Raw genomic sequence first — 23,007 nt, 5'->3', positions numbered from 1 at the left:
GCTATTTGCGTCCCTTCTTGCCCGTGAAGTGCGGGTTCTCCCAGATCACGGAGCCGCCCTGGCCGAGGCCGACGCACATGGCGGTGAGGCCGTAGCGCACCTCAGGGTGCTCCTCGAACTGGGCCGCGAGCTGAATCATGAGGCGCACACCGGATGCGGCGAGCGGGTGGCCCACGGCGATGGCACCGCCCCAGGGGTTCACGCGCGGGTCGTCGTCGTCGATGCCGAAGTGGTCGAGCAGCGACAGCACCTGCACGGCGAACGCCTCGTTGAGCTCGAACAGGCCGATGTCGTCGATCGTCAGGCCGGCCTTGCGCAGCGCCTTCTCGGTGGAGGGCACGGGGCCGATGCCCATGATCTCGGGCTCGACGCCCGCGAAGGCGAAGCTGACCATGCGCATCTTGGGTCGCAGACCGAATTCCTTGACGGCATCCGAGCCGGCGAGCAGGCTCACGGTGGCGCCGTCGGTCAGGGGAGAGGCGTTACCGGCCGTGACGCGCCCGTGCGGGCGGAAGGGCGTGCGCAGCGAGGCGAGCCCCTCCATGGTCGTCTCGGGCCGCATGCCCTCGTCCTGCGTGGCGAGGCCCCAGCCCTGTTCCGAGCGCAGGGCGACGGGAACGAGGTCGGGTTGGATCTTGCCGGCGGCATAGGCCGCCGCGATCTTCTGCTGGCTCAGCATGCCGAACCGGTCGGAGCGCTCCTTGGTGAGGTGCGGGAAACGGTCGTGGATGCGCTCGGCGGTCTTGCCCATGTCGAGCGCGTCGCCCGAGACGAGCTTCTCGGCGAGGAACCGCGGGTTGGGGTCGGCGTTGAATCCCATGGGGTGCCGGCCCATGTGCTCGACGCCGCCGGCGATGGCGACATCGTAGGCGCCGAAAGCGATACCGCTGCCGAGGGTGGTGACGCTCGTCATGGCACCCGCGCACATGCGGTCGATGGCGAAACCGGGAACCGAACGGGGGAGTCCGGCGAGCAGCGCGGCCGTGCGGCCGAGCGTCAAGCCCTGGTCACCGACCTGGGTCGTGGCCGCGATGGCCACATCGTCGACCCGATCCTTCGGCACGTCGGGGTTTCGCTCGAGCAAACCGATCATGGCTTTCACCACCAGATCGTCCGCCCGGGTGTTCCAGTACATGCCTTTTTCTCCGGCGCGCCCAAACGGGGTACGAACACCATCGACGAAATAGACGTCAGTTCTCTCGGCCACTCTGCCTCCCACTTTCGGATGTTGCTCAGAAGCCTAGGAGGAGCGCATTCCCGCCGGGAATCCTTTGACCCTTCCTACGACTCGGGCTCTCCTCGACCGGTGGCGCGTTGTGGGCTTCCACAAAGGCTGCGGCGATTGGCTCGGAGGTTATCTCTAGTTGCCACGGGCGCGCGCCGAGCGCTTCCAGAGCCGAGCGGATGTGTGCGGCATCCAGTTCGGCGGGCGGTTCCCACGCCACGCGCCGCAGCGTTTCGGGCGTCAGAAGATTCTCGACCGGCATCCCGAGCTCTTCGGCGACCGTCGTCAAAGCGGCGCGGGCAGCCTTCAGGCGCAGATCGGCTTCCGGGTTGCGCTCTGACCAGCTGCGGGGCGGCGGCAGCGTGTCGGTCTGGGGCCGCAGCACCGGCAGGTCGGTCGTCGTGCGACCCTCCTCGATGGCGGCCCACCACCGGTCGATCTCGGTGCGGCTGGCGCGGCCGCTGAAGGCGCGCAGGCTGGCGAGCTGGCTGGATGACTTGGGCTCGGCCTTCACGGCCGCGACGAGCGACGTGTCGGGCACGAGTCGCCCGGGCGCCGTGTCGAGTTCGCGGGCGAGGGCATCACGCGCCTCCCACAGCGAACGCGCGACGGCCAGGTTGCGGGCACCGCGCACCGAGTGCAGACCGGAGAGGCGGCGCCACGGCTCGTGCCGCGGGGCTCGCTCGGGTTTCTGCACCTCGGCGTCGAACTCCTGCTCGGCGATCTGCTTCTTGCCGCTCTCGACGAGCATCTCGTCCATCTTGTCGCGCACGTCGACGAGCAGTTCGACGTCGAGCGCCGCGTATTCGAGCCAGGATTCGGGCAGCGGGCGCGTCGACCAGTCGGCAGCCGAGTGCTCCTTGGCCAGGTGGATGCCGAGCAACTCCTCGACTACGGCGCCGAGGCCGACGCGCGCGAGGCCCAGCAGGCGTCCGCCCAGTTCGGTGTCGAAGATGTGCGTGGGGGAGAGACCAACTTCGCGCAGGCAGGCCAGGTCCTGGCTCGCGGCGTGCAGCACCCATTCCTCGTCGCGGATGACCGCCTGCAGCTCGTCGAACGAGCCGATCGCGGGCGGGTCGAAGAGGAAGATGCCCGCGCCGCGGCGGAACACCTGGATGAGGTAGGCGCGCTGCGAATAGCGGTAACCCGAGGCGCGCTCGGCGTCGACCGCGACGGGTCCATGCCCGGCGGCGATGGCGTCGACGGCCTCGAGATACTCTTCGCGGGTGTCGATGACGTGACGATCAGCCACGGAGGTTCCTTTTCGTCGAGAGCAGCGTGACGCCTTCGGTGGTCGGGGGAAGGCCCGCGAGCATGCACAGCAGCTCGCCCCAGCCCTCGACATGCGCCGAGACATCCTGCTCGAGGGGTGTCCAGGATGCGCGCAGCTCGATCTGTGCGCCGTCACCCTGCTCGGCAAGCTCGCCGAAGCCGGAGGACAGGATCTTGGTGGCCGTGCCCGAGGCGGCCGTGTACTGGGCGTCGCGGGCGTCGAGCGCGTCGACGAGCCAGGACCAGGAGACCTCGGCGAGGAACGGGTCCAGGCCGATCTCGGTCTCGAGGGGGGCCTGCGCGAAGCACACGATGCGGAACGTGCCGCCCCAGGCATCCACACCGTCGGGGTCGTGCAAGAGGATGAAGCGGCCGGTGCCGAGCGGCGAGTCCTCGCCGTGCCGGGCGGGCGCGGGCGTGACATCGGCGGCAAGAGCGACGGCGTAGGGCGCCAGCTTGCCGGGGGCGGGGATTTCGGTCACGGTGAGTTCGGGACGGTTGTCCGCGCGACGCACGGCGTCGAGCGCAACCTGGAACTCCACCGGGTACTCGCCCGGGATCGGTGTATCAGCCACCCTCGCAGACTAGAGTTACTTTCCAATGAAAGCCCAGAGCCACGCCGTCCCAAGCCGCAAGCCGTCGCCGAGCATTGTGGGCATTACTGCCGCAGCCGTCGGCGGTGTCGCCGCACTCGCATCGATCGCTTCCGTCGTCGCCGTGGGTGCCGTCGCCCGCATGGTGGTGACGCCGGCCAAGCAGAGGCAGCGAGACACCGAGGTGCTCTCGCTCAATCGTCGCCGCAAGACCATCACGCTGCGGGCCACGCCCGACACGATTCTTCCGGGTCGGTACGGCATGTGGTTCGGCCAGCCCGAGCGCTATCTCAAGCTCGGCCCGGTGCTCTGGCGCGACCGCACGTCGGTGACGCGTCGCCTCGAGAGCGACGAGATCGGCCTGCCGCTGCACGGCCGTGCCACCTTCAGCGGCTGGTACTACCAGCACCCGCGCGAGTTGGGCCTCGAGTCCGAGAGCGTGCGCATCGAGACGCCCATCGGCGCGGCGCCCGCCTGGCTCGTGCCCGCCGAGAACGCGCGCGACACCTGGGTCATCCTGGTTCACGGTCGTGGCGTCAGCCGGGGTGAGACGGTGCGGGCGGTTCCCGTGCTGCGCGATGCCGGCTTCACCACGCTCAACGTGTCCTACCGCAATGACGGCGACGCCCCGCGCAGCGCCGACGGCCGCTATGGCCTCGGCGCCACCGAGTGGGAAGACGTCGATGCGGCCATCGATTACGCGTTGGCCGCCGGTGCGCGCGACGTCATCCTCATGGGATGGTCGATGGGTGGCGCCATCAGCCTGCAGGTCGCTCTCCAGGGCCGCAATCGCGACGCCGTGCGCGGAATAATCCTCGAATCGCCCGTCACCGACTGGAATCGTGTGCTCGTGTTCCAGGCCGAGGCCGAGAGCATCCCGCCCATCGTGCGGCACGGCGCCCTCGCAGCGCTCGGCAACCCGTGGGGCCGCCGCCTGACGGGCCTCGACGCGCCGCTCGACTTGCCCTCGCTCGATATCGTCGCGCGCAGCAGCGAGTTGTCGGTGCCGATCCTTATCTTGCACAGCGACGATGACGGTTTCGTGCCGTCGAGCGGTTCGCACGCTCTCGCCGATGCGCGACCCGATCTCGTGACGCTCGACATCTTCCAGGTGGCTCGCCACACGAAGCTGTGGAACTACGATCCCGATCGCTGGAATCGCTCCATCGCGGGCTGGCTCGACAAGAACTTCCCGCGCGGCGCCTGAGCGCTGGCGACCGCGGCGCGACCGGTGCACGCCGGCCGGTCAACGGGGGTCAGCCGGTCAGTGCGTCAGCTGTCTGGCGGCAACTGCCTCCCGGCGGCGTGCCGATCAGCGAGCGTTAGGCCGCGGTGCGGTCCTGCGCGTCGGGCCGCAGGCGATGGTAGGTGTTGCCGTCGTCGTCGACGAGCAACCCGTCGAGCGTGAACCATCGCTGGAACTCGTCGTCGCCGCCGATGAGGGGGCGGGCCGGCAGCACGAAGGTGGGCGCGACGCTGAGGTACACGGCATCCACCTCGCCGGCACGGATGAATTGACCGGCCAGGTTGGGCCCACCCTCGCACACCACGCTCGGGTAGCCATTGGCCGCCAGGGTCTCGACGATTTCGGCAGGGCCGGGGTCGTCGCCCGGCATGGCTAGCCGGCGGCACGGCAGGTCGCCGAGGTTGGCGAGCACCTGCTGCTCGTTGCCTTCCGGGTAGAGCACGACGAGCCGCTCGGCGTCGTAGTCGTCGCCCAGCTTGTGACCTGACAGCGAACCCGATCGGGTCACGACGGCCAGCACGGCGGTCTTCGGTATGACGTAGCCTTCGGCGCGCACGCTCTCGGCGCCCACGAGCACGGCGTCGGCGTGGTCGCGGATGACGCCGAGGATCATGCGGTCGGTGCGGTTGGAGAGCGTTTCGCTTGTGCCATCCGGGCCCGTCGCCGAGCCGTTGATGCTCGAGATCATGTTGAGCGCCAGCCACTGGGCGGCCTGCGGGCGGTACCGCTCCGAGACCCACTTCTTCGAGTCGGCGGTGCGGCCGGTGCAGCGGGATGCCGTGGCGGGCACGATCTCGGTCAACCCGGTGCCGCGCGCGATGACGGGGGCCTCGGCATCCGAGTCGGAGGGACCCGACACCTCGGGGGTGCCGGACGCGCCGGACGCAGCCGACCCCGCGGTGGTCATCGACCGACCCGGGCCCGCAGCTGTCGCTTGGCGCGCTGCAGCATGCCGCTCATGCCGTTGAGGCGCAGCGGCGACACCGCCTGAGACAGCCCCAGCATCTGGGGGTAGTCGTCGGGCAGGGCCAGCGCCTCGTCGACCGTGAGGCCGTTGAGCGTCTGGGCCAGGATGGACGCGAACCCGCGCGTGGTCGGGGCCTCGGGCGGCGCCTGCGCGAACATCGTCACGAGCCCGTCGTCGACCTCGACCACGATGAACACGGGCGCCTGGCATTCGGCCACGCGCTCGAGCAGCTCGGGGTGGTCGGCGAGACGCTCGGGCAGAGCCGGCAGCTCGTTCGAGAACTCGAGCAGCAGTTCGAGACGCGACGACAGGTCGAGGTCGAGGAATTCGTCGCGGATCTCGGCCGCCTGGCCGGTGAGGGTGCTGTCACTCATGCGTCAACGCTAGCGCGTCTGCGGGGCCTCGCCCGGCTCGGTGCCCGTGACGATGGGGACGCGCACGGCGCTGCCCCACTCGGTCCACGAGCCGTCGTAGTTCTTGACGTCCTCGAAGCCCAGCAGGTGCTGCAGCACGAACCACGTGTGGCTCGAGCGTTCGCCGATGCGGCAGTAGGCGATGACGGGTTCGCCGTCGGTCAGGCCGGCGCCGTCGCGGTAGATGGCCGACAGCTCGTCCACGTTCTTGAACCGGCCGTCCTCGGCGACGGCCTTGCCCCACGGCACGCTGCGGGCGGTGGGGATGTGACCGGCGCGCAGGGCGCCCTCTTCCGGGTAGGCGGGAGCCGTTGTGCGTTCGCCGCTGTACTCCTCGGGGCTGCGCACGTCGATGAGCGGGCGGCCGAGGTGGGCCAGCACGTCGTCCTTGTAGGCGCGCAGGGCCGAGTCGTCGCGCGTGACGACGGGGTAGTCGGTGGCGGGGCGGGCGGGGCGCTCGGTGGTGAGGGGACGGCCCTCGACGATCCACGTGTCGCGGCCGCCATCCATCAGTCGAACATCTTCGTGGCCGAACAGGCTGAAGACCCAGAGGGCGTAGGCGGCCCACCAGTTGTTCTTGTCGCCGTAGATGACCACGGTGTCGTCGCGCGAGATGCCCTTCTTCGAGAGCAGGGCCGCGAAACCGGCGCCGTCGATGTAGTCGCGCTGCACCGGGTCGTTGAGCTCGGTATGCCAGTCGACCTTCACGGCTCCGGGGATGTGCCCGGTCTCGTAGAGCAGCACGTCTTCGTCGGATTCGACGATGACGAGGCCCTCACGGCCGAGGTTCTCCGCCACCCAGGCGGTGCTGACGAGGCGTTCGGGGTGCGCGTACGCCTCGAACTCGGGGTTCTGCTCACGTTCGACGGTCATTGTTCCTCCTGGTGAGGTTAAGCTGGAGCACGGCCAGCTTCATTCCCGGCTGCCCGTCCTGATTTCTTCCCCGTGTGAATCTACGCATCCCTCAGCCGGATGTCATATTCGCGCCCCCCGAATGAACAAAGGTGTCAGCGTATGTCGCCCTCCGAGACCACCGGCGTCGTCAGCCTGGCCGCCCGCAGCCCCGAGATCTCGGGTGCGCAGATCGTGGCGAGCCTCGTGCCGCCACGTCAGTTCGAGACGGCGAGCTTCGAGAGTTACCGGCCGGATGCCGACTTCCCCTCCCAGGCCGAGGCCGTCACGATCCTCACGGAATTCGCCGACTCGTGGGGCGTGCAGAAGTCGGGTGGATTCTTCGGCCGCAAGAAGAACAAGGCGCCCGCCGTGAAGCCCGGGGTCTACCTCGACGGCGGTTTCGGTGTCGGCAAGACGCACCTCCTGGCGGCCCTGTGGCACGCCGCCCCCGGGCCGCGCAAATACTTCGGCACGTTCATCGAGTACACGGCGCTCGTCGGCGCGCTCGGTTATGCCGCGACGGTGGAAGAGCTGCGTGGGTCGACGCTCATCTGCATCGACGAGTTCGAACTCGACGACCCGGGCGACACCATGGTCATGACGCGCCTGCTCGGCGAACTGGTGGCGACGGGCACGCGCATCGCCGCGACATCCAACACGCCGCCCAATGCCCTCGGCGAGGGGCGCTTCGCGGCGGCCGACTTCCTGCGCGAGATCCAGGCGATGTCCGACAACTTCCGCACGCTGCGCATCGACGGCAACGACTACCGCCGCCGATCGATCGAGGGGCACGCGGCCGTGCGCGACGACGCCGCCTACACCGAGGCGCTCGAAGATGCCACGACCCGGCGCGCGGGGGACGAAGCATCCGACGACACCTTCGACGACCTGATCCAGCACCTGTCGACCGTGCACCCCTCGCGCTACATCGGCCTGCTCGACGGCTTGTCACTGATCGGCCTGAGGGATGTGCACGTGCTCGACTCGCAGACCGAGGCGCTGCGCCTCGTGGCCTTCATCGACCGCGTGTACGACGCCCAGATCCCCATCGTGCAGACGGGCACACCGCTCGACGAGGTATTCGGCGGCGACATGCTCTCGGGCGGATACCGCAAGAAGTATCTGCGCTCGATGTCGCGCATGATCGCCCTCACGACGGGGGAATAGCAGCACCGCCGAAACACGCCCGCAACACTCGCGTGCATCCGTAACACACCCGAAATGCGGTGTGAACACCCGTGGAATCTCGCCCGCCGAGACTGTCATCGTGCCAGCCGAACGCCCCGCGTCCGGTGGCAAACCCGATGCACACTCGAGCAGGTTAAGGACACGATATGGACACCGGCACCATTGCCTGGGCGATCACGGCGACAGCACTCGTGCTGTTCATGACGCCCGGCGTCGCCTTCTTCTACGGCGGACTCGTCAAGGCCAAGAGCGTCGTCAGCATGATGATGATGAGCTTCGGGGCCCTCGGCCTCATCAGCGTGCTCTGGATTCTCTACGGCTTCAACATGAGCACCGTCTCGGGCGCCTTCGACTTCGCGGGCAACCCGTTCTCCGATTTCGGCCTCACGACGCTGTCGCAGGGTGAGACCGCCAACACCGACCTGCTGGGTGCCACCTACGGCGCGACGTTCGCCATCATCACGGTGGCCCTCATCTCGGGCGCCATCGCCGACCGCGCCAAGTTCGGCGCCTGGATGATCTTCGCCGGCATCTGGGCCACGGTCGCGTACTTCCCGATCGCCGCGTGGGTGTGGGGCGGCGGCTGGATCATGAACCTCGGCACGACGCTCTTCGGCGAAGAGGCGGGCCTCGCGGTCATCGACTACGCCGGCGGAACGGCCGTGCACATCAACGCCGGTGCCGCGGCCCTTGCGCTGGCCCTCGTGCTCGGCAAACGCGTCGGGTTCCAGAAGGGCATGTCGAAGCCGCACAACGTGCCGCTGACGCTGCTCGGCGCGTCCATCCTGTGGTTCGGCTGGTTCGGCTTCAACGCCGGTGCCGAGTGGCTCAACAACATGGAGAACGTCGGCCTCATCGTGATCAACACGCTGGGGGCCACGGCCGCGGCGATCATCGGCTGGCTCGTCATCGAGAAGCTGAAGGACGGCAAGGCCACCTCGGTGGGCGCGGCCTCGGGTGCCGTGGCCGGTCTCGTGGCGATCACGCCCGCGTGTGCCAACCTGACCCCGGGCTGGGCCCTACTGCTCGGCGTCATCACGGGTGCCGTGTGCGCCCTCGCGATCGAATTGAAGTTCAAGTGGGGCTTCGACGACGCGCTCGACGTGGTCGGCATCCACCTCATCGGTGGCCTCATTGGCACCGTTTACCTGGGCTTCTTCGCCACCTCGACGGGTCTGTTCGTCGGCGGCGGATGGGAGCAGCTGGTGCTGCAGGTGGTGGCGGCCCTGGCCGTGCTGATCTACTCCTTCGTGGTCGCGCTCGTGATCGGTTTCGCGATCCAGAAGACCATCGGCTTCCGCGTGAAGAACGAGGACGAGATCGCGGGTGTCGACACGTCGGTGCACGGCGAAGAGGGCTACGCGCTCGACGTCGTCTGATCCGACGGGTCACACGACACAGGACAGCACGAAGGGGATGTCGCATCACGCGGCATCCCCTTCGTCGTCAGTGTCCTTCGTCGCTGCGCAGCTGCAGGGTCGCGCTCTCGCGGGGTGCCCGGTCCCGGCGGTCGGCTACTGCGCCGTCCGCACGGTGACTCCGAGCGCCTTACTTCTCGTCTGCGGGGGCGAAGAACGCCCCGATCGCCGAGCTCAGCGCGGGCGCGTCGTCGACGTGGCACAGCTCGCGCGCCGAATGCATCGACAGGAGACCGATGCCGACATCCACCGTGCGGATGCCGAGGCGCGTCGCCGTGAGCGGCCCGATGGTCGAACCGCACGGGATGACGTTGTTCGAGACGAACTCCTGGTAGGGCACGCCCGCCTGGGCCGCAGCATGGGCGAACATCGCTGCCCCGTGTCCGTCGGTGGCGTAGCGCTGGTTGGCGTTGATCTTGAGCAGCGGACCCGACCCGGCGATCGGCCGATTGGCCGGGTCGTGCCGTTCGGGGTAGTTGGGGTGCACGACGTGCCCAGCGTCAGCCGACAGGCACCAGGATGCGGCGTAGGCGCGCAGGCGATCGCTGGGTGTCTGGCCGAGCCCCGCACCGATGCGCGTGAGTACATCGTCGAGGAACGGCCCGCTGGCGCCAGAACGCGTCTCCGAGCCGAGCTCTTCGTGGTCGAAGGCCGCGAGCACGCTGATGGTCTTGGTGTCGGCGGGAACCTCCATGAGCGCCCGCAGGCCCGCGAAGACCGAACTGAGATTGTCCATGCGGCCCGCCGCGAAGAGCTTCTTGTCGAGGCCGAAGCGCGCGGGCGCCTGCGTGTCGGCCGTCAGGATGTCGTAGCCCTTCACATCCTGAGCGTCGAGCCCGGCGAGCCCCGCCAGGTGCGCGAGCAGATCGGAGTGGCCGACATCCCCGACCCCGTAGACGGGTTGCGTGTGGCGCTGCTTGTCGAGCGTGAGGCCGTCGTTGACGCCCCGGTCGAGGTGGATGGCGAGCTGCGGGATGCGCAGGAACGGGCCCGTGCGCACGAGGTGCTCGACGCCGTGACGGTCGACCAGGCGCCCGGCGAGCTCGATCTCGCGGTCGAGCCACGAGTTGAGCAGGGGGCCGCCGTAGACCTCGACGCCGGCCTGCAGCCACCCGTTCGAGCCGATGCTCGGGTGCGGTTTGAGCTTGAAACCGGGGGAGTCGGTGTGGGCGCCGAGGATGCGGAACGGCGTGGTGGGGTGGGCGTCGTGCGGCTGCACCCACGCGATGATGGCTCCGTCACGCACGACGTAGTGGCGGCGCGCCTCGGCGCGGGGCGAGGCCGAGCCGGCGTCGTCGCCTGCAGAATTGGCCGTGGCATCGATCCAGTCGGCGCGCTCGTCCAGGCGCGTGAAACCGGCCTCGTCGAGCCACCGGGCGGCCTCGGCGGCGGCGTGATACGAGCTGGGCGAGGCCTGGATGAAACTGGCGAAGTCGTCGATGTAGCGGTTAACGTCCATCCCGCTATTCAATCACCGCGCGTTCGGGTTAACGACGCGAGGGCTGGCCGACGGGATGCGCGCGCGTCAGTCGTTTATTCGTTCAGCCGTTCAGCCGTCGTTCGGCTTCGACCAGCAATCGGCGTAGGGCGTTTTCGGTGGCCTCACGATCGCCTCCCCCAAGCACGGCGGCGATCTCGGCCTCGAGTGCCAGCTGGGCGGGCAGGGCGTCGTCGATGAGATCGCGACCGGCGGGGGTGAGGTCGACGAGCACGACGCGCTTGTCGTGGCTGGCGCGCTGCCGCTCGGCGAGACCGGACGCTTCGAGCCGCAGCATCCGCTTGGTGATGGCCGCGTTGGACACCGTCAGAAGATGCGCCAGCCGGGTGGCGGCGACGGGGGAGCCGGACCGGCGCAGCACCGTGAGCACGTCGAATTCGCCGCGGCCGATGCCGAAGGGTTCGAGCAGGGCGTCGCTCAGCAGGGTGACCGCCCGCGACAGGCGATGGATGCGGCCGAGCACGGCGATCGCGGTCGTGTCGAGTTCGGGCCGTACGGTCGCCCAGGCGGCGCGCGTCTCGTCGACGGAGTCTCGGATCTCGTGAGAGTCAGGGGTGCCGGGCATGCCGCTCCTTTGCCAAATGCTTTACGGGTAAAATATACAGCATGAGTTCTGCTGCGCCCGCCCTTCCCTGGTGGAAGACCGTCTTCGTCTTCGGGCCCCACGCGGGCTCTCATCGGGTTGCCGCTCGCGCCGGCATCTCCGTCGTCGTGCCGCTCGTCACGGTCTGGGCGCTCGGTCACGTCGAATGGTCCTTGTATGCCGCCTTCGGGTCGTTTGCGGCCCTCTACGGCCGCAACGTGGGTTATCGGCACCGGTTCCGCATGCAGCTTTCGGCCGCGATCGTGCTGGTCGGTGCGGTCGTTCTCGGCGTCGTCATCGCCGGGATGCCCGCGCACGAATGGTGGATCGTCGGCATCGGTGCGGCGTGGGCCACGCTCGTGGCCGTCCTCTCCGACGTCTTCCGCTGGAACCCGCCCGGCCCGCTCTTCGGTGTCTTCGCGTTGTGCGCCGTGGCGTCGGTGCCGCCCGGCCCTGGCTCGCTCCTGGTCGCCTTCGTGGTGTCGTCGGGCGCGGCGGTCGTGTCGCTCATCGTGGGCGCTGCGGGCGCTGTGATCGTGAGGCGCGCTCGCGCGGAGCGCCGTGGCGCGGCGTCTGCCCAGCCCGAGGCCGCTCCATCAGGCTCCCGCGCAATGTCCGAGTCGAGCGCAGCTCCCGCCACAGCGACCCCCTCGGCCTCCGTCTCTGCCTCGGAGCCCGCCGCCGGCCGGCTTGCCATGCTCCTCCCCGGCGGCGCCCAACGCCTCGCCCACGCCGCCCGCTTCGGCGTCGCAGCGGCCCTCGCCGGCGGCCTCTCCACGGCTCTCGGCATCGGCCACCCCTACTGGGCCATGATCGCCGCCGTCGTTCCCCTCGTCGCCGTGCGCCTCTCGCATTCGGCCCTGCGCGCCACCCACCGCATCGCCGGAACCTTCCTCGGCCTCATCCTCGCGGCTATCCTTCTCGCCGCCCAGCCGTCGGGTCTCGCGGCCATCGCGCTCGTAGTGGCCCTGCAGATCGCGGCCGAACTCTTCGTCACGCGCAACTACGGCTTCGCGCTGCTGTTCGTCACACCGCTCGCCCTCGTCATGATCGACCTCGCGCATCCCACAGACACGGCGACCCTCGTCGTCGACCGCCTCGTCGAGACAGCCCTCGGAACCGTCGTCGCCCTCCTCGTGGCCGCGGCGACCTGGGCGCTCTGGGGCCGCCGCGACAGCGCACCGGCATCCGGGACCCTCGGCCCATTGCCCGGCACCCCGACCGCTTGAGAAGATGAGCGGATGCGCGCATCCCGAACCTTCTTCGCCCGCGACGCGCTCGAGGTAGCCCCCGAACTTCTCGGAGCCCACCTCACGATCTCGTCTCCCGAGGGCGCCATCACGGTGCGCATCACCGAGACCGAGGCCTACCACGGTCTCGGCACCGGGCAGGTGCACGACGCCGGCTCGCACGCCCGCATGGGCAAGACGGCCCGCAATGCCACCATGTTCGGCGAGCCCGGGCACCTCTACGTGTACTTCTCCTACGGCATGCACAACGCCGTCAACGTGGTCTGTTCGCCCGAGGGCATCGCGTCGGGGGTGCTGCTCAGGGCCGGCGAGATCGTTGCGGGGGAGGAACTGGCCCGCAGCCGCCGTCCGGCCGCCAAGACGTCTCGCGACCTCGCCAGGGGGCCGGGTCGTCTTGCCCAGGCGCTCGGCCTCGTCTACACGGAGCACGACGGCATGGATGCGCTGAGCGACACCGTGCCCCCGTCATCCGGGCCTGAAGAGCCCCCTGCGTCAGAGCCTGCCGGCGACGAGCACCTCGCGGCCGAAGGTTCCGACAAAGAGCGCCTCGCGGCCGAGAATTCTGGCGACGAGCGCCTCGCGGCCGACAGTTCTGATGACATGCGACTCGTGGCGAAGCGCCCGCTCGACAAACGCACGCGGGCCCACCTCGAACTGCCCGATGTCCCGCCCGCTCACATCTCTCGTGGCCCGCGCACGGGCGTGAGCGGCGAGGCGGGTTCGGATGCTTTCCCGTGGCGCTTCTGGATCACCGACGACCCGACCGTCTCGCCGTATCGACCCGCCGCGCTCCGCAAGCCCCGTCGCGCGGGCACCGCCTGAGGGAGCGCGCAACGGCGTGGCTCCGCACGCCCGCCGCCTGGAGCCGCCACCGACCGCGTGGCCTCGCCTGGCCGCCTCCTCGTCGGCTGCCTGACGCCGCAGCATCCGTGCCTAGTGGCATGCCGCGGGCCTTCTCGCAACCCCGTGTCTCGGCCGCGGACGCTCACCTAGTCTGCTGAACACACCGACAAAAGGAGCGACATGCCTGACGCAAACATCGGAGAAAACGACGGCGACTACACCGTCGAGAAGGCCGAAGAGCAGGGGACCGGCGGCTACGGCGGACCGTTCCCGACCGACCCGGCCGAGGAGTCGACCGAGGGCGGCGGCTCGAAGGCCGATGGCACCGAAGCGGGCGAAACCGCCGACGGCCCCGCCTACACCTACGACGCCGACAGCGACACGGTCGAGTCGGAAGACGACGACGCCTCGGGCGCAGCCTCGTCAGACGGCGACGCGTAGGCTCGACGCATGGCAGAGAGCACGCAGGGTCGCTATGTCGAGCCCGGTCAAGAGTTCAACCGAGACACCAACTACATCGAGGACCGCATCACGCGTGACGGCCGCGACGGCTGGCCGGTCGAGGCGGGACGATACCGGCTGGTAGCGGCCCGCGCGTGCCCCTGGGCCAACCGCTCCATCATCGTGCGGCGCCTGCTGGGACTCGAAGATGCGATCAGCCTCGGGCTGCCCGGCCCCACGCACGACGCGGACAGCTGGACGTTCGACCTCGACGAGGGTGGCGTCGACCCGGTGCTCGGCATCGAGCGCCTGCAGCAGGCCTTCTTCGCGCGGTTCCCCGATTATCCGCGCGGCATCACGGTGCCCGCCATCGTCGACGTTCCGAGCGGCAAGGTCGTCACCAACAACTACCCCCAGATCACGCTCGACCTCTCGACCGAGTGGACCGAATTCCACCGCGAGGGCGCACCTGAGCTCTACCCCGAACATCTCCGCGCCGAAATCGACGACGTCGCCGAGAAGATCTTCCACGACGTCAACAACGGCGTCTACAAGGCCGGTTTCGCCGGTTCGCAGCGTGCCTACGAGCGAGCCTACGACACCCTCTTCGCGCGCCTCGACTGGCTTGAGGAACGGCTCGCGGGTCAGCGCTACCTGGTGGGCGACACCATCACCGAAGCGGATGTCCGCCTCTTCACGACGCTCGCCCGCTTCGACGCCGTCTACCACGGCCACTTCAAGTGCAACCGCAACAAACTGACCGAGATGCCCGTCCTCTGGGCCTACGCTCGCGACCTCTTCCAGACCCCCGGATTCGGCGACACGATCGACTTCGACCAGATCAAGAAGCATTACTACATCGTTCACAGCGACATCAACCCGACGGGCATCGTGCCGAAGGGCCCCTCAGAGACCGGATGGCTCACCCCGCACGGCCGCGAATCCCTCGGCGGTCGCCCGTTCGGCGACGGCACAGCCCCGCAACCGCCCCGTGCCGGCGAAGAGGTCCCGCCGCTCCGCGACTAGCCCTCGAGGCCGCTGTGCGTGGAGGCTGCTCTGCGCGGACCCTGTGTGCGCGGAGGCCGCTTTGTGCGGCGCGGAGGCCACTCTGCGCGCCACGTTGATGATCTCGGCGTTATCCCTCTACCCCTCGAAGTTCGCGTCGGCCCCTAGGGCGCGAGCAATCTTCGCGACGGTCGACGAGGGGCGGGCCCCGGCCGCGACGAGGACTCGCTCGATGTCATCCAACAGAGCCGTGCGCTCGTCACGCGTAGCGGGCGCCGCCGGCAGGAGTTCCGCCTCCCACTCACGCCAGGCTCGTTTCGTTCCAGCCCGCAGGTCCGTCGTCGAGACCTCGTCGTCGGCGATCTCGGCGACATCGTTCCCCGCGGCATCCTGCAGGTGAACGAGCGTGCGAACCGTGTGGATGCGCGCCAGCGGCGTCACCGCGCGACCCTCCAGCACGGCTGCCAGACGTTCGAGCACGCCCTCGGGCACCGACTCCTCGGATCCGTCCTCCAGCGGCCAGTGCACCTCGGTGCGCCCCTCGTCGGCGGGCAGCTTCACGTGCCAGCCCTCGTCCGCGCCGCCGGAACGCCGCCGGATGATGATGTGGTTTGCCGCGAGAACGTGATCCTCGGTGTCGAAGTAGAGCGCATCGAGCGGCACACCCTCGTGCCGCGTAACGCTCGCGACGCCGTCGACCTCGTTCAGGTCGGGCACGGCGCTCTCCGCGGCAACGTCATACTTGCGTTCGATCTCGACCTGCTCGGCACCTGACATGACACCCTGTCTACCCGGATGCCGATGTCGCCGCCAGCACCCACGCCGACGCGCTCCGTCGCCACGATCACCGGGCAGCAAAAAGGGGATGAGCGCCGCAACGCCATCCCCTCATCGCTCACCGCCCGGCGGCTCCTAGGCGGTCTGTCCAGAGTGCTCGCCCTCGGCAATCTCCTCGACGAGCTTGGCGTTGAACGCCGGCAGGTCGTCGGGCGTGCGGCTCGAGACGAGGCCGCTGTCGACCACGACCTCTTCGTCGACCCAGTCAGCGCCGGCGTTCTTGAGGTCGGTCTGCAGGCTGGCGAAGCTCGTCATCTGGCGTCCGCGAACCACATCGGCCTCGATCAGCAGCCATGGGCCGTGGCAGATCACGCCGACAGGTTTGTGCTGCTCGAAGAACGAGCGGGCGAACGACACGGCGCCCTGCTCCATACGGATGTTGTCGGCGTTCACGACCCCACCCGGCAACACGAGCGCATCGAACGCGTCCGCCGAAGCATCCGCAACGGTCTGATCGACACCCTGCGTGTGGCCGTTCTTGCCGGTCACCTCACCCGAAGACGGTGCAACGAGGGTGGGGATGCCGCCAGCCTCCGTCACGGCCTGCCACGGGCTCGTCAGCTCGGCGTCCTCGAAACCGTCGGTCAACAGAAAAGCGACTTTCTTACCCGAAATGTTCTCAGTCATCGTGGAATCCTCCCTTTCGACGTCGTCCGGCCAACCGGTCGAACACCGTCCACGCTAAAACGGTCGTCATAGCGGCGACACCCCGTTGACGAACCAGCGGACGCCGCCTAGAAAGCGAGGCGCAGAAATCTTGGGCACAAAAAACTCCGCCAGCTTGAGCTGACGGAGAGGAGGGACTGGTGGGCGATACCGGACTCGAACCGATGACCTCTTCCGTGTGAAGGAAGCGCGCTACCAACTGCGCCAATCGCCCGCGAAACGGAAGAACGTCCGCCTGCGAGATTCGATCTTAGCGGAGCGAAACCGAGAAACGCGAACCGGGAGGGCGCAAGCGTCCGGGGGAGTGCTTCGGAGAAAAATTTGCCGAAAAATAGAGAAAAATTACCCTAAGAGAATCGGCCCGGTCACATCCCGAATCGGCTACCCAAACGGGGCGGCCGAAAACGTCACAAACAGCCCGAAAACCGAAAAAGTGGGTTCTCGGTTTGTGCAAAGCGTTCCCCGTCAGTTAGAGTTCCTAAGCACTCAGAAATGAGCGCAATGCGGATGTGGCGCAGTGGTAGCGCATCACCTTGCCAAGGTGAGGGTCGCGAGTTCGAATCTCGTCATCCGCTCGAGTGTCAAGATCAGTCTTCCAGGCTGGTCACGGCATGTGGGCAACCACACGCGGTGGCGTGGCCGAGAGGCGAGGCAGCGGCCTGCAAAGCCGTCCACACGGGTTCGAATCCCGTCGCCACCTCCAACACTCACAAACCCCACACATCGAAAGATGTTCAGCGGGCGATTGGCGCAGCGGTAGCGCGCTTCCCTGACACGGAAGAGGTCACTGGTTCGATCCCAGTATCGCCCACCATCAAACCCCCGGATCAAGATCCGGGGGTTTTCTGTTTAGGACAAGCTGCAACTTCGAGCAGCAGAGATTCGAGTAGGGGATCGACAGTGACCCGCGATCGCATAACCTGCGATCGCGCTGGTTCGATCCCGGTACGGCCAGCCAACCAAGCCTCCGGATTGAGATCTGGAGGCTTTCTGCTTGGGGCAGGCTGCGGCTATTAGCAGCTGAGGGTTCTTTAGGGGATCGGCGGTGGCCCGGGATCGCATGACCTGCGATCGGGGTGGTTCGGTCCCGGTATCGCGACATACGGACGAGAGCTGGGCGATGTGCATCTCGCTGTTGCAGACGATATATCAGCATGCCATGATGTGGTGACAGTTGATGAATGGAGCGTGCCGAGTGTTCGATGCAGGTAGAGGGCAGAAGAAGAGGTCGGGAACGCGGCGAAGTCGCGGGCGGGAGCTTGTCGCTGTGGGACTCGTGGCGCTGATGGTCGGGGGTGGCGCCGCCAGTTCGGCCTTGGCCGCGGTGCCGGTGACGCCCTCAACGAGCGGAGGCATCATCGGTTCGCAGAAGAATGCCGATGCGCCGCGCGAATGTGAGGGCGACGAAGTCCTCGTCGGTGCTCGCGGACAGAACCGTGTGGGAGCGACGGGCCCCGGCGGCATCCTCGTGCAATTGGACCTCTTGTGCGGTTCCGTCGACATCGGTGCCGATGGAAAGCCGGCCGTGACCCCGAACGCGGAATGGTTGAGCTTCCCCGCCTTCAACGAGGGCCGGGGCAACACCACCGAAGGCCTCTGCCCGGTGAACCAAGTGGCCTATCAGCTCTCCGGCTCGACCTTCACCAGCCAGGCCACTCAGTGGACGCAGAGCGCGATCCTCAGTTGCCGCCCCCTCGTCGTGACCACCGACGGTGAACTGAAGGTGGATGGCACGGCACAGAAGACGCTCGTGACCGCGGGGGACAGCCGTGCCAACCCCACGGGCCAGCGCATCGAAGGACCGTTCTGCGAATCGGGCGACGGTGAACTGAATTCATCCATCGTGCGGGGTTACCGTCCGCAGCTCGGTGGCGAAGGCCTCGACGGTTACGCGCCCAGTTGTGCCACATTCGCGGTCGACCACGGCGATGCGCCCGAGAGCTATGGCGCGGCATCCCATCCCGCGAACGCGGGCACGTTCCTCGGCGCACTGGTCGACGGCGAGAGGATGTCGGCCTTCAGCGCCGATGCTCGCGGCGACGATGCCCCCGCCGGAGATCGCCCGAACGTCGCTGTCGACGACGAGGATGGCGTTGCCACTCTTCCGACTGTGGAAGCCATCGAAGGTGGGGGCTACTCGGTCGACGTCGCGACCACGAACCGTGTCCTGTCGGTGCCGGCCACACTGACCGCCTGGATCGACTTCGACCGAAACGGCACGTTCGAGCCGAGCGAAGCCGCCTCGGCCGTCGTGCCTCCCGGCGCATCCGGCACCAGCACGCGCCTGACCTGGACGGGCCTTGAGAAGCGCATCGCCGCCAGCGGGACATCGTTCGCCCGCATCCGCCTCGCCGTCGGAAACGACGCAGCCGGCCCGGCCGGCCCCCAACGCGCCGGCGAGGTCGAGGACTACTCCGTGGAGCTGGTCGCCGCCGAACCCACGCTCGATCTCGAGAAGACGGTCGAAAAGGTGACGGATGTATCGAAAGACGGCGTCACGAACACATCCGATGTGCTGACCTACGCCTTCGTCGTCACCAACCCGAGCTCGGTCTCCGTGACGGGCGTGACGGTCACAGACCCGCTGCCCGGCCTCGGTGCCCTCACAGCCACCGACTGGCCGAGCGGCAGCGCCGGCGTACTACGACCCGGTCAGAGCGTCACATTCCGAGCCGACTACACGGTGACCCAGGCGGACACCGATCGTGGGTCGGTCGTCAACACGGCATCCGCCTCGGCGCTGTCTCCCCTGAACCAGGCCGTAGACGCGCCCGACTCGACGACCACCACGCCGCTCGACCGGACGGCGAGCCTTACTCTGACGAAAAAGGGCGTTCTGGCGGCAGGCGATGCCGAAGCGGGGGACCGGGTCGACTACACCTTCGCGGTGACCAACACGGGGTCGCTCACGGTCGCCCAAACCGCGATCGTCGACCCGAAGCCGGGGCTCAGCACGCTCGAGTACGACGCCTGGCCGGGCACACCCGGGTCATTGGCGCCGGGCGAGTCGGTGACGGCATCCGCGACCTATGAGCTCACGCAGGCCGACATCGATGCGCGTTCCGTGGATAACACCGCGACCGTGTCCGGCGTCAGCGGTGCCGGCCCCGTGCCGACCGTCGAGAGCACGGTAAGCGTTCCGATCCCGTCGCGCTCCGAGATCGCCATCGAGAAGACAGCCGTCTTCGAGGGCGGCGACACGCCCAAGCCTGGCGACCGCATCGCCTACGAGTTCGAGATCTCGAACGTTGGCGCCACCACCGCGAAAGACGTCACGGTACGCGACGAACTACCGCGCCTCTCGACGCTGACGTTCGAGCAGTACCCGAGTGGAACCGACGGCGTGTTGGCGCCCGGTCAGAGCGTCCGCGCAACCGCCTCCTACGTTCTGACGCAGGAGGACATCGATACGGGCACGGTCGACAACACTGCATCGGCGGGGGCGCGGACCCTGGACGGGAGCCCCATCCCCGAGGTGCTCGACGCGGCGAACGTCGACCTCAACAACCTGGCCGTGCTCACGATCGAGAAGCGTGCGGCTTTCGCCGGCGGTTCGCACGCAGTCCCCGGCGAATCCGTCGAATACTCCTTCACCGTGACGAACGAGGGCAATGTGACGCTCACCGACGTGCAGGTGGACGATCGACTGCCCCGGCTCTCGCTCATCACCTTCGGCACGTGGCCGGGTGAGGCGGGCCAACTGGCGCCCGGCGAAACCGTGACGGCTTCGGCCAATTACGCGGTAACCGATGCCGATATCCGTGAGCAGGGCGTGTCGAACACGGCGTCGGCCACGGCATCCGCCCGCTCGGGACCGGTTGTCTCGGAGCCGTCTGTGGCCATCGTGCCGCTGTCGCCCGAGCCGAAGATCATCCTCGCTGCGACCGGAGCGGCCCCGATGGTGGCCGGTCTGGTGGTGCTAGGACTGCTGGTCCTCGGATCGATTCTGTGGGTCGCCGCGCGCCGCCGACAGGCGAAACGCTAGGCGCGCCAGACACGGCACGTTGCGGGTCCCCATGGCTTCGGCCATAGGGGCCCGCTGCGCGTTGAGCCACCGCCGTCGCACTACAGTTGTACAGAACGATTTTGTCTAAGGAGTGGACCCTGGTGCCTGACGGTTTTGAGCTATTCACCGATCGGTCCGTCGTCGCGATGCGCGTCAACGGCGAGCTGAAAGATCTGGCCACGCAGGTCACCGACGCCGACACGGTCGAGGCCGTCACGATCGACTCCGAGGATGGCTTGAACATCCTGCGTCACTCGGCCGCGCACGTGCTTGCGCAGGCCGTGCAGAAGGTCAACCCCGACGCACGCCTCGGCATCGGGCCGCCCGTCACCGACGGCTTCTACTACGACTTCGACGTGCACGAGGCGTTCACGCCCGAAGACCTCAAGGCGCTGCAGAAGGAGATGGACCGGATCATCCGGCAGGGGCAGCGTTTCGTGCGCCGCGTCGTCTCCGAAGAAGAGGCTCGCGAGGAGCTCGCGTCCGAGCCCTACAAGCTCGAGCTGATCGGCATCAAGGGTGGGCACGCCGGCGAAGACAACGAGAGCGTCGAGGTCGGCGGCGCCGAGCTCACCATCTACGACAACATCGACCCCAAGTCGGGCGAGACGCTGTGGAAGGACCTGTGCCGGGGCCCGCACCTGCCTTCGACGCGCATGATCGGCAACGGCTACGCGCTCACCCGCGTGGCCGCGGCATACTGGCGCGGTTCGGAGAAGAACCCACAGCTGCAGCGCATCTACGGCACCGCCTGGCCCACCAAGGACGAACTGCGCGCCTACCAGGCCCGCATGGAGGAAGCGGCGAAGCGCGACCACCGCAAGCTCGGCCGCGAACTCGATCTCTTCAGCTTCCCCGACGAGATCGGCTCGGGACTCGCCGTGTTCCACCCCAAGGGCGGAATCATCCGCGCCGAGATCGAGAACTACATGCGCGAGCGACTCGTCGCCTCCGGTTACGACCTCGTCAACACCCCGCACATCACCAAGGGTCACCTGTTCGAGACCAGCCAGCACCTCAGCTGGTACAAAGACGGCATGTTCCCGGCGATGCACCTCGATGCCGAGTACAACGAGGCCGGCGAGGTCACGCGTCAGGGCCAGGACTACTACCTGAAGCCCATGAACTGCCCCATGCACAACCTCATCTACCGGGCGCGCGGTCGCAGCTACCGAGAGCTGCCCATGCGGTTGGCCGAGTTCGGCACCGTCTACCGCTACGAGAAGAGCGGCACCCTCTCGGGTCTCACACGCGTGCGCGGCCTGACCCAGGACGACGCCCACATCTACGTCACGCCCGGTCAGGTGAAAGAGGAGCTGGCCCGCCAGCTCCAGTTCGTGCTCGAAACTCTGCGCGGCTACGGCCTCAACGACTTCTACCTCGAGCTCTCGACGAAAGACCCGGTCAAATACGTCGGCACCGACGAGGTCTGGGAAGAAGCCACCGAGACCCTGCGTCAGGTGGCCGTCGAGTCGGGCCTCGAGCTCGTCGCCGACCCGGGCGGCGCGGCGTTCTACGGCCCCAAGATCTCGGTGCAGGCTCGGGATGCCATCGGCCGCACGTGGCAGCTCTCCACCGTGCAGCTCGACTTCAACCAGCCCGAACTCTTCGAACTCGAGTACACCGCCGACGATGGATCGCGCCAGCAGCCCGTCATGATCCACCGCGCGCTCCTCGGCTCGATCGAGCGCTTCTTCGCCATCCTGCTCGAGCACTACGCCGGCGCGTTCCCCGTGTGGCTGAGCCCCGTGCAGGTCGTGGGCATCCCCGTCGCCGAGCAGTACGGCGACTACCTGCAAGACGTCATCGACCAGCTCAAGAAGGCCGGCGTGCGCGCCGAGGTCGACCACTCCGACGACCGCATGCAGAAGAAGATCCGCAACCACACCAAGGCCAAGGTCCCCTTCCAGCTCATCGCGGGCGAAGAGGATTCGGCTAACGGTTCGGTCAGCTTCCGCTTCCGTGACGGCACGCAGCTCAACGGCATTCCCGTGGCCGACGCCACCCAGCGCATCACCCAGTCGATCGCCGACCGCGTTCAGGTGGACACCGCATGGCCCGCCTGAGCATGGGCGACTACGACGCCGATGCGGATGCCGCAGCATCCGATGTTCGCATCGACGACGCCGCGCATCTCGCGGGTGTGCCCGACGAGTTCCAGCGCTTGTGGACCCCGCACCGCATGGTCTACATCGAGAAGGGCCAGCAGCCCGAGGAACACGAGTGCCCGTTCTGCTACGCCCCGTCGCTGAGCGACGAGGACGGCCTGATCGTCGCGCGCGGCGAGCACGCCTATGTGCTGCTCAACCTGTTCCCCTATAACAGCGGTCACCTGCTGGTCTGCCCGTACCGCCACATCGCGACGTACGACCAGGCCACTCCCGAAGAAGTGGCTGAGATCGGGGCGCTCACGCAGACCGCGATGCGCGTCATCCGTGAGGTTTCGCACAACCACGGCTTCAACATCGGCATGAACCAGGGCGAGGTGGCGGGGGCCGGAATCGCGGCGCATCTGCACCAGCACATCGTCCCGCGCTGGCAGCACGACGCCAATTTCCTGCCGATCATCGCCAAGACCAAGGCTCTGCCGCAGCTGCTCGGCGACGTGCGTGCGTCGCTCGCGGCGGCCTGGCCGGCCTGAGATATCCCGCTCGGCGCCTCG

Annotated in this window: 20 protein-coding genes and 4 tRNA genes; 13 read left to right on the top strand and 11 right to left on the bottom strand. The window is 67.9% G+C overall.

Translation table 11 applies throughout. From position 1 onward, the window contains the following. Nucleotide 1: 1 nt before the first annotated feature. The 3 genes from ALI44B_RS03050 to ALI44B_RS03040 are packed head-to-tail and all read right to left on the bottom strand — an operon-like array spanning nucleotide 2 to nucleotide 3,072. The gene (locus tag ALI44B_RS03050) at nucleotides 2–1,207 is read right to left on the bottom strand and encodes a thiolase family protein (protein ID WP_077053265.1); all 1,206 of its coding nucleotides are present in this window, start codon (nucleotides 1,205–1,207) and stop codon (nucleotides 2–4) included. A 25-nt stretch (nucleotides 1,208–1,232) separates the two neighbouring features. Further along, nucleotides 1,233–2,477: a ribonuclease D gene (locus ALI44B_RS03045; protein ID WP_238592024.1), complete on the bottom strand. Its 1,245-nt coding sequence runs from the start codon at nucleotides 2,475–2,477 to the stop codon at nucleotides 1,233–1,235. Continuing rightward, the gene (locus ALI44B_RS03040) at nucleotides 2,470–3,072 is read right to left on the bottom strand and encodes a DUF3000 domain-containing protein (protein WP_077053264.1); all 603 of its coding nucleotides are present in this window, start codon (nucleotides 3,070–3,072) and stop codon (nucleotides 2,470–2,472) included. The genes ALI44B_RS03045 and ALI44B_RS03040 overlap by 8 nt, the downstream gene beginning before the upstream one ends. A gap of 25 nt (nucleotides 3,073–3,097) precedes the next feature. On the opposite strand from ALI44B_RS03040, the gene ALI44B_RS03035 reads away from it, so the two are divergent. Then, on the top strand, nucleotides 3,098–4,297 hold the full coding sequence (locus ALI44B_RS03035) for an alpha/beta hydrolase family protein (RefSeq protein ID WP_077053263.1): 1,200 nt from the start codon (nucleotides 3,098–3,100) through the stop codon (nucleotides 4,295–4,297). 115 nt (nucleotides 4,298–4,412) lie between these two features. On the opposite strand, the gene ALI44B_RS03030 is transcribed toward ALI44B_RS03035, so the two are convergent. Genes ALI44B_RS03030 through ALI44B_RS03020 form a run of 3 tightly spaced genes read right to left on the bottom strand, consistent with a single transcriptional unit; the run spans nucleotide 4,413 to nucleotide 6,589 of the window. Further along, complete coding sequence (locus ALI44B_RS03030) at nucleotides 4,413–5,243, bottom strand: dihydrofolate reductase family protein (protein ID WP_083709458.1); 831 nt, start codon at nucleotides 5,241–5,243, stop codon at nucleotides 4,413–4,415. Beyond that, complete coding sequence (locus tag ALI44B_RS03025; protein ID WP_077053262.1) at nucleotides 5,240–5,677, bottom strand: SufE family protein; 438 nt, start codon at nucleotides 5,675–5,677, stop codon at nucleotides 5,240–5,242. Before ALI44B_RS03025 ends, ALI44B_RS03030 begins: the two co-directional genes overlap by 4 nt. Nucleotides 5,678–5,686: 9 nt before the next feature. Continuing rightward, the gene (locus ALI44B_RS03020) at nucleotides 5,687–6,589 is read right to left on the bottom strand and encodes a sulfurtransferase (protein ID WP_077053261.1); all 903 of its coding nucleotides are present in this window, start codon (nucleotides 6,587–6,589) and stop codon (nucleotides 5,687–5,689) included. A 141-nt stretch (nucleotides 6,590–6,730) separates the two neighbouring features. On the opposite strand from ALI44B_RS03020, the gene zapE reads away from it, so the two are divergent. Both zapE and ALI44B_RS03010 read left to right on the top strand, forming a co-directional pair. Next, nucleotides 6,731–7,777, top strand: coding sequence for a cell division protein ZapE (gene zapE, locus ALI44B_RS03015; protein ID WP_077053260.1), 1,047 nt, complete (start codon nucleotides 6,731–6,733; stop codon nucleotides 7,775–7,777). A 167-nt stretch (nucleotides 7,778–7,944) separates the two neighbouring features. Next, nucleotides 7,945–9,177, top strand: a complete 1,233-nt coding sequence (locus tag ALI44B_RS03010) for an ammonium transporter (protein ID WP_077053259.1) — start codon at nucleotides 7,945–7,947, stop codon at nucleotides 9,175–9,177. Nucleotides 9,178–9,346: 169 nt separating this feature from the next. Here ALI44B_RS03010 and ALI44B_RS03005 read toward each other — a convergent pair whose 3' ends face one another. Together ALI44B_RS03005 and ALI44B_RS03000 are read right to left on the bottom strand one after the other, a co-directional pair. Beyond that, nucleotides 9,347–10,675 (bottom strand): M18 family aminopeptidase, encoded by a 1,329-nt coding sequence (locus ALI44B_RS03005; protein ID WP_077053258.1) that lies wholly within the window; start codon nucleotides 10,673–10,675, stop codon nucleotides 9,347–9,349. Between the two features lie 82 nt (nucleotides 10,676–10,757). Further along, a complete protein-coding gene (locus ALI44B_RS03000; protein WP_077053257.1) occupies nucleotides 10,758–11,279 on the bottom strand; it encodes a MarR family winged helix-turn-helix transcriptional regulator in 522 nt (173 codons plus the stop codon). A 41-nt stretch (nucleotides 11,280–11,320) separates the two neighbouring features. On the opposite strand from ALI44B_RS03000, the gene ALI44B_RS02995 reads away from it, so the two are divergent. From ALI44B_RS02995 to ALI44B_RS02980, 4 genes are all read left to right on the top strand, one after another. Then, complete coding sequence (locus ALI44B_RS02995) at nucleotides 11,321–12,526, top strand: FUSC family protein (RefSeq protein WP_077053256.1); 1,206 nt, start codon at nucleotides 11,321–11,323, stop codon at nucleotides 12,524–12,526. A gap of 12 nt (nucleotides 12,527–12,538) precedes the next feature. Next, nucleotides 12,539–13,369, top strand: coding sequence for a DNA-3-methyladenine glycosylase (locus ALI44B_RS02990; protein ID WP_077053255.1), 831 nt, complete (start codon nucleotides 12,539–12,541; stop codon nucleotides 13,367–13,369). A gap of 201 nt (nucleotides 13,370–13,570) precedes the next feature. Further along, nucleotides 13,571–13,831: a hypothetical protein gene (locus ALI44B_RS02985; RefSeq protein ID WP_077053254.1), complete on the top strand. Its 261-nt coding sequence runs from the start codon at nucleotides 13,571–13,573 to the stop codon at nucleotides 13,829–13,831. Nucleotides 13,832–13,840: 9 nt separating this feature from the next. After that, on the top strand, nucleotides 13,841–14,857 hold the full coding sequence (locus ALI44B_RS02980) for a glutathione S-transferase family protein (RefSeq protein ID WP_077053253.1): 1,017 nt from the start codon (nucleotides 13,841–13,843) through the stop codon (nucleotides 14,855–14,857). Between the two features lie 117 nt (nucleotides 14,858–14,974). Here the strand turns inward: ALI44B_RS02980 and ALI44B_RS02975 are convergent, their stop codons facing one another. The 3 genes from ALI44B_RS02975 to ALI44B_RS02965 all read right to left on the bottom strand — a co-directional run bounded on the left by ALI44B_RS02975 (nucleotide 14,975) and on the right by ALI44B_RS02965 (nucleotide 16,553). Further along, nucleotides 14,975–15,613, bottom strand: a complete 639-nt coding sequence (locus tag ALI44B_RS02975; protein ID WP_077053252.1) for a CYTH domain-containing protein — start codon at nucleotides 15,611–15,613, stop codon at nucleotides 14,975–14,977. Nucleotides 15,614–15,748: 135 nt separating this feature from the next. Next, entirely contained in the window at nucleotides 15,749–16,300 is a 552-nt protein-coding gene (locus ALI44B_RS02970; RefSeq protein WP_077053251.1) for a type 1 glutamine amidotransferase domain-containing protein, read from the bottom strand. 177 nt (nucleotides 16,301–16,477) lie between these two features. Next, a tRNA-Val gene (locus ALI44B_RS02965) sits at nucleotides 16,478–16,553 on the bottom strand. 289 nt (nucleotides 16,554–16,842) lie between these two features. Between ALI44B_RS02965 and ALI44B_RS02960 the strand changes: the two genes are divergently transcribed. From ALI44B_RS02960 to ALI44B_RS02935, 6 genes are all read left to right on the top strand, one after another. Further along, nucleotides 16,843–16,914 (top strand) — tRNA-Gly (locus ALI44B_RS02960). Between the two features lie 54 nt (nucleotides 16,915–16,968). Then, nucleotides 16,969–17,042 (top strand) — tRNA-Cys (locus ALI44B_RS02955). A 36-nt stretch (nucleotides 17,043–17,078) separates the two neighbouring features. Continuing rightward, nucleotides 17,079–17,153, top strand: a tRNA-Val gene (locus tag ALI44B_RS02950). Between the two features lie 453 nt (nucleotides 17,154–17,606). Then, complete coding sequence (locus tag ALI44B_RS02945; protein WP_077053250.1) at nucleotides 17,607–20,324, top strand: CLIPPER-2 domain-containing protein; 2,718 nt, start codon at nucleotides 17,607–17,609, stop codon at nucleotides 20,322–20,324. Nucleotides 20,325–20,491: 167 nt separating this feature from the next. Beyond that, nucleotides 20,492–22,411 carry a threonine--tRNA ligase gene (gene thrS / locus ALI44B_RS02940; RefSeq protein ID WP_496507423.1) on the top strand — a complete coding sequence of 640 codons (1,920 nt, stop codon included), beginning with the start codon at nucleotides 20,492–20,494 and terminating at the stop codon, nucleotides 22,409–22,411. After that, nucleotides 22,399–22,986 (top strand): HIT family protein, encoded by a 588-nt coding sequence (locus ALI44B_RS02935; RefSeq protein ID WP_077053248.1) that lies wholly within the window; start codon nucleotides 22,399–22,401, stop codon nucleotides 22,984–22,986. Before thrS ends, ALI44B_RS02935 begins: the two co-directional genes overlap by 13 nt. The last annotated feature ends 21 nt before the right edge of the window (nucleotides 22,987–23,007 follow it).

It is taken from the genome of Leifsonia sp. ALI-44-B, from assembly GCF_001984125.1.
GTDB lineage: Bacteria > Actinomycetota > Actinomycetes > Actinomycetales > Microbacteriaceae > Okibacterium.
The sequence above is the reverse complement of the archived record's forward strand: the minus strand, read 5'-3'. Positions and strand labels throughout refer to the sequence as shown.

What these genes read in the sequence shown, in the direction of transcription:
- ALI44B_RS03035 (WP_077053263.1), top strand. Translation starts at nt 3,098, where the DNA reads ATGAAAGCCCAGAGCCACGCCGTCCCAAGCCGCAAGCCGTCGCCGAGC.
- ALI44B_RS03030 (WP_083709458.1), bottom strand. Translation starts at nt 5,243, where the DNA reads ATGACCACCGCGGGGTCGGCTGCGTCCGGCGCGTCCGGCACCCCCGAG.
- ALI44B_RS03025 (WP_077053262.1), bottom strand. Translation starts at nt 5,677, where the DNA reads ATGAGTGACAGCACCCTCACCGGCCAGGCGGCCGAGATCCGCGACGAA.
- ALI44B_RS03020 (WP_077053261.1), bottom strand. Translation starts at nt 6,589, where the DNA reads ATGACCGTCGAACGTGAGCAGAACCCCGAGTTCGAGGCGTACGCGCAC.
- zapE (WP_077053260.1), top strand. Translation starts at nt 6,731, where the DNA reads ATGTCGCCCTCCGAGACCACCGGCGTCGTCAGCCTGGCCGCCCGCAGC.
- ALI44B_RS03010 (WP_077053259.1), top strand. Translation starts at nt 7,945, where the DNA reads ATGGACACCGGCACCATTGCCTGGGCGATCACGGCGACAGCACTCGTG.
- ALI44B_RS03005 (WP_077053258.1), bottom strand. Translation starts at nt 10,675, where the DNA reads ATGGACGTTAACCGCTACATCGACGACTTCGCCAGTTTCATCCAGGCC.
- ALI44B_RS03000 (WP_077053257.1), bottom strand. Translation starts at nt 11,279, where the DNA reads ATGCCCGGCACCCCTGACTCTCACGAGATCCGAGACTCCGTCGACGAG.
- ALI44B_RS02995 (WP_077053256.1), top strand. Translation starts at nt 11,321, where the DNA reads ATGAGTTCTGCTGCGCCCGCCCTTCCCTGGTGGAAGACCGTCTTCGTC.
- ALI44B_RS02990 (WP_077053255.1), top strand. Translation starts at nt 12,539, where the DNA reads ATGCGCGCATCCCGAACCTTCTTCGCCCGCGACGCGCTCGAGGTAGCC.
- ALI44B_RS02985 (WP_077053254.1), top strand. Translation starts at nt 13,571, where the DNA reads ATGCCTGACGCAAACATCGGAGAAAACGACGGCGACTACACCGTCGAG.
- ALI44B_RS02980 (WP_077053253.1), top strand. Translation starts at nt 13,841, where the DNA reads ATGGCAGAGAGCACGCAGGGTCGCTATGTCGAGCCCGGTCAAGAGTTC.
- ALI44B_RS02975 (WP_077053252.1), bottom strand. Translation starts at nt 15,613, where the DNA reads ATGTCAGGTGCCGAGCAGGTCGAGATCGAACGCAAGTATGACGTTGCC.
- ALI44B_RS02970 (WP_077053251.1), bottom strand. Translation starts at nt 16,300, where the DNA reads ATGACTGAGAACATTTCGGGTAAGAAAGTCGCTTTTCTGTTGACCGAC.
- thrS (WP_496507423.1), top strand. Translation starts at nt 20,492, where the DNA reads ATGCGCGTCAACGGCGAGCTGAAAGATCTGGCCACGCAGGTCACCGAC.
- ALI44B_RS02935 (WP_077053248.1), top strand. Translation starts at nt 22,399, where the DNA reads ATGGCCCGCCTGAGCATGGGCGACTACGACGCCGATGCGGATGCCGCA.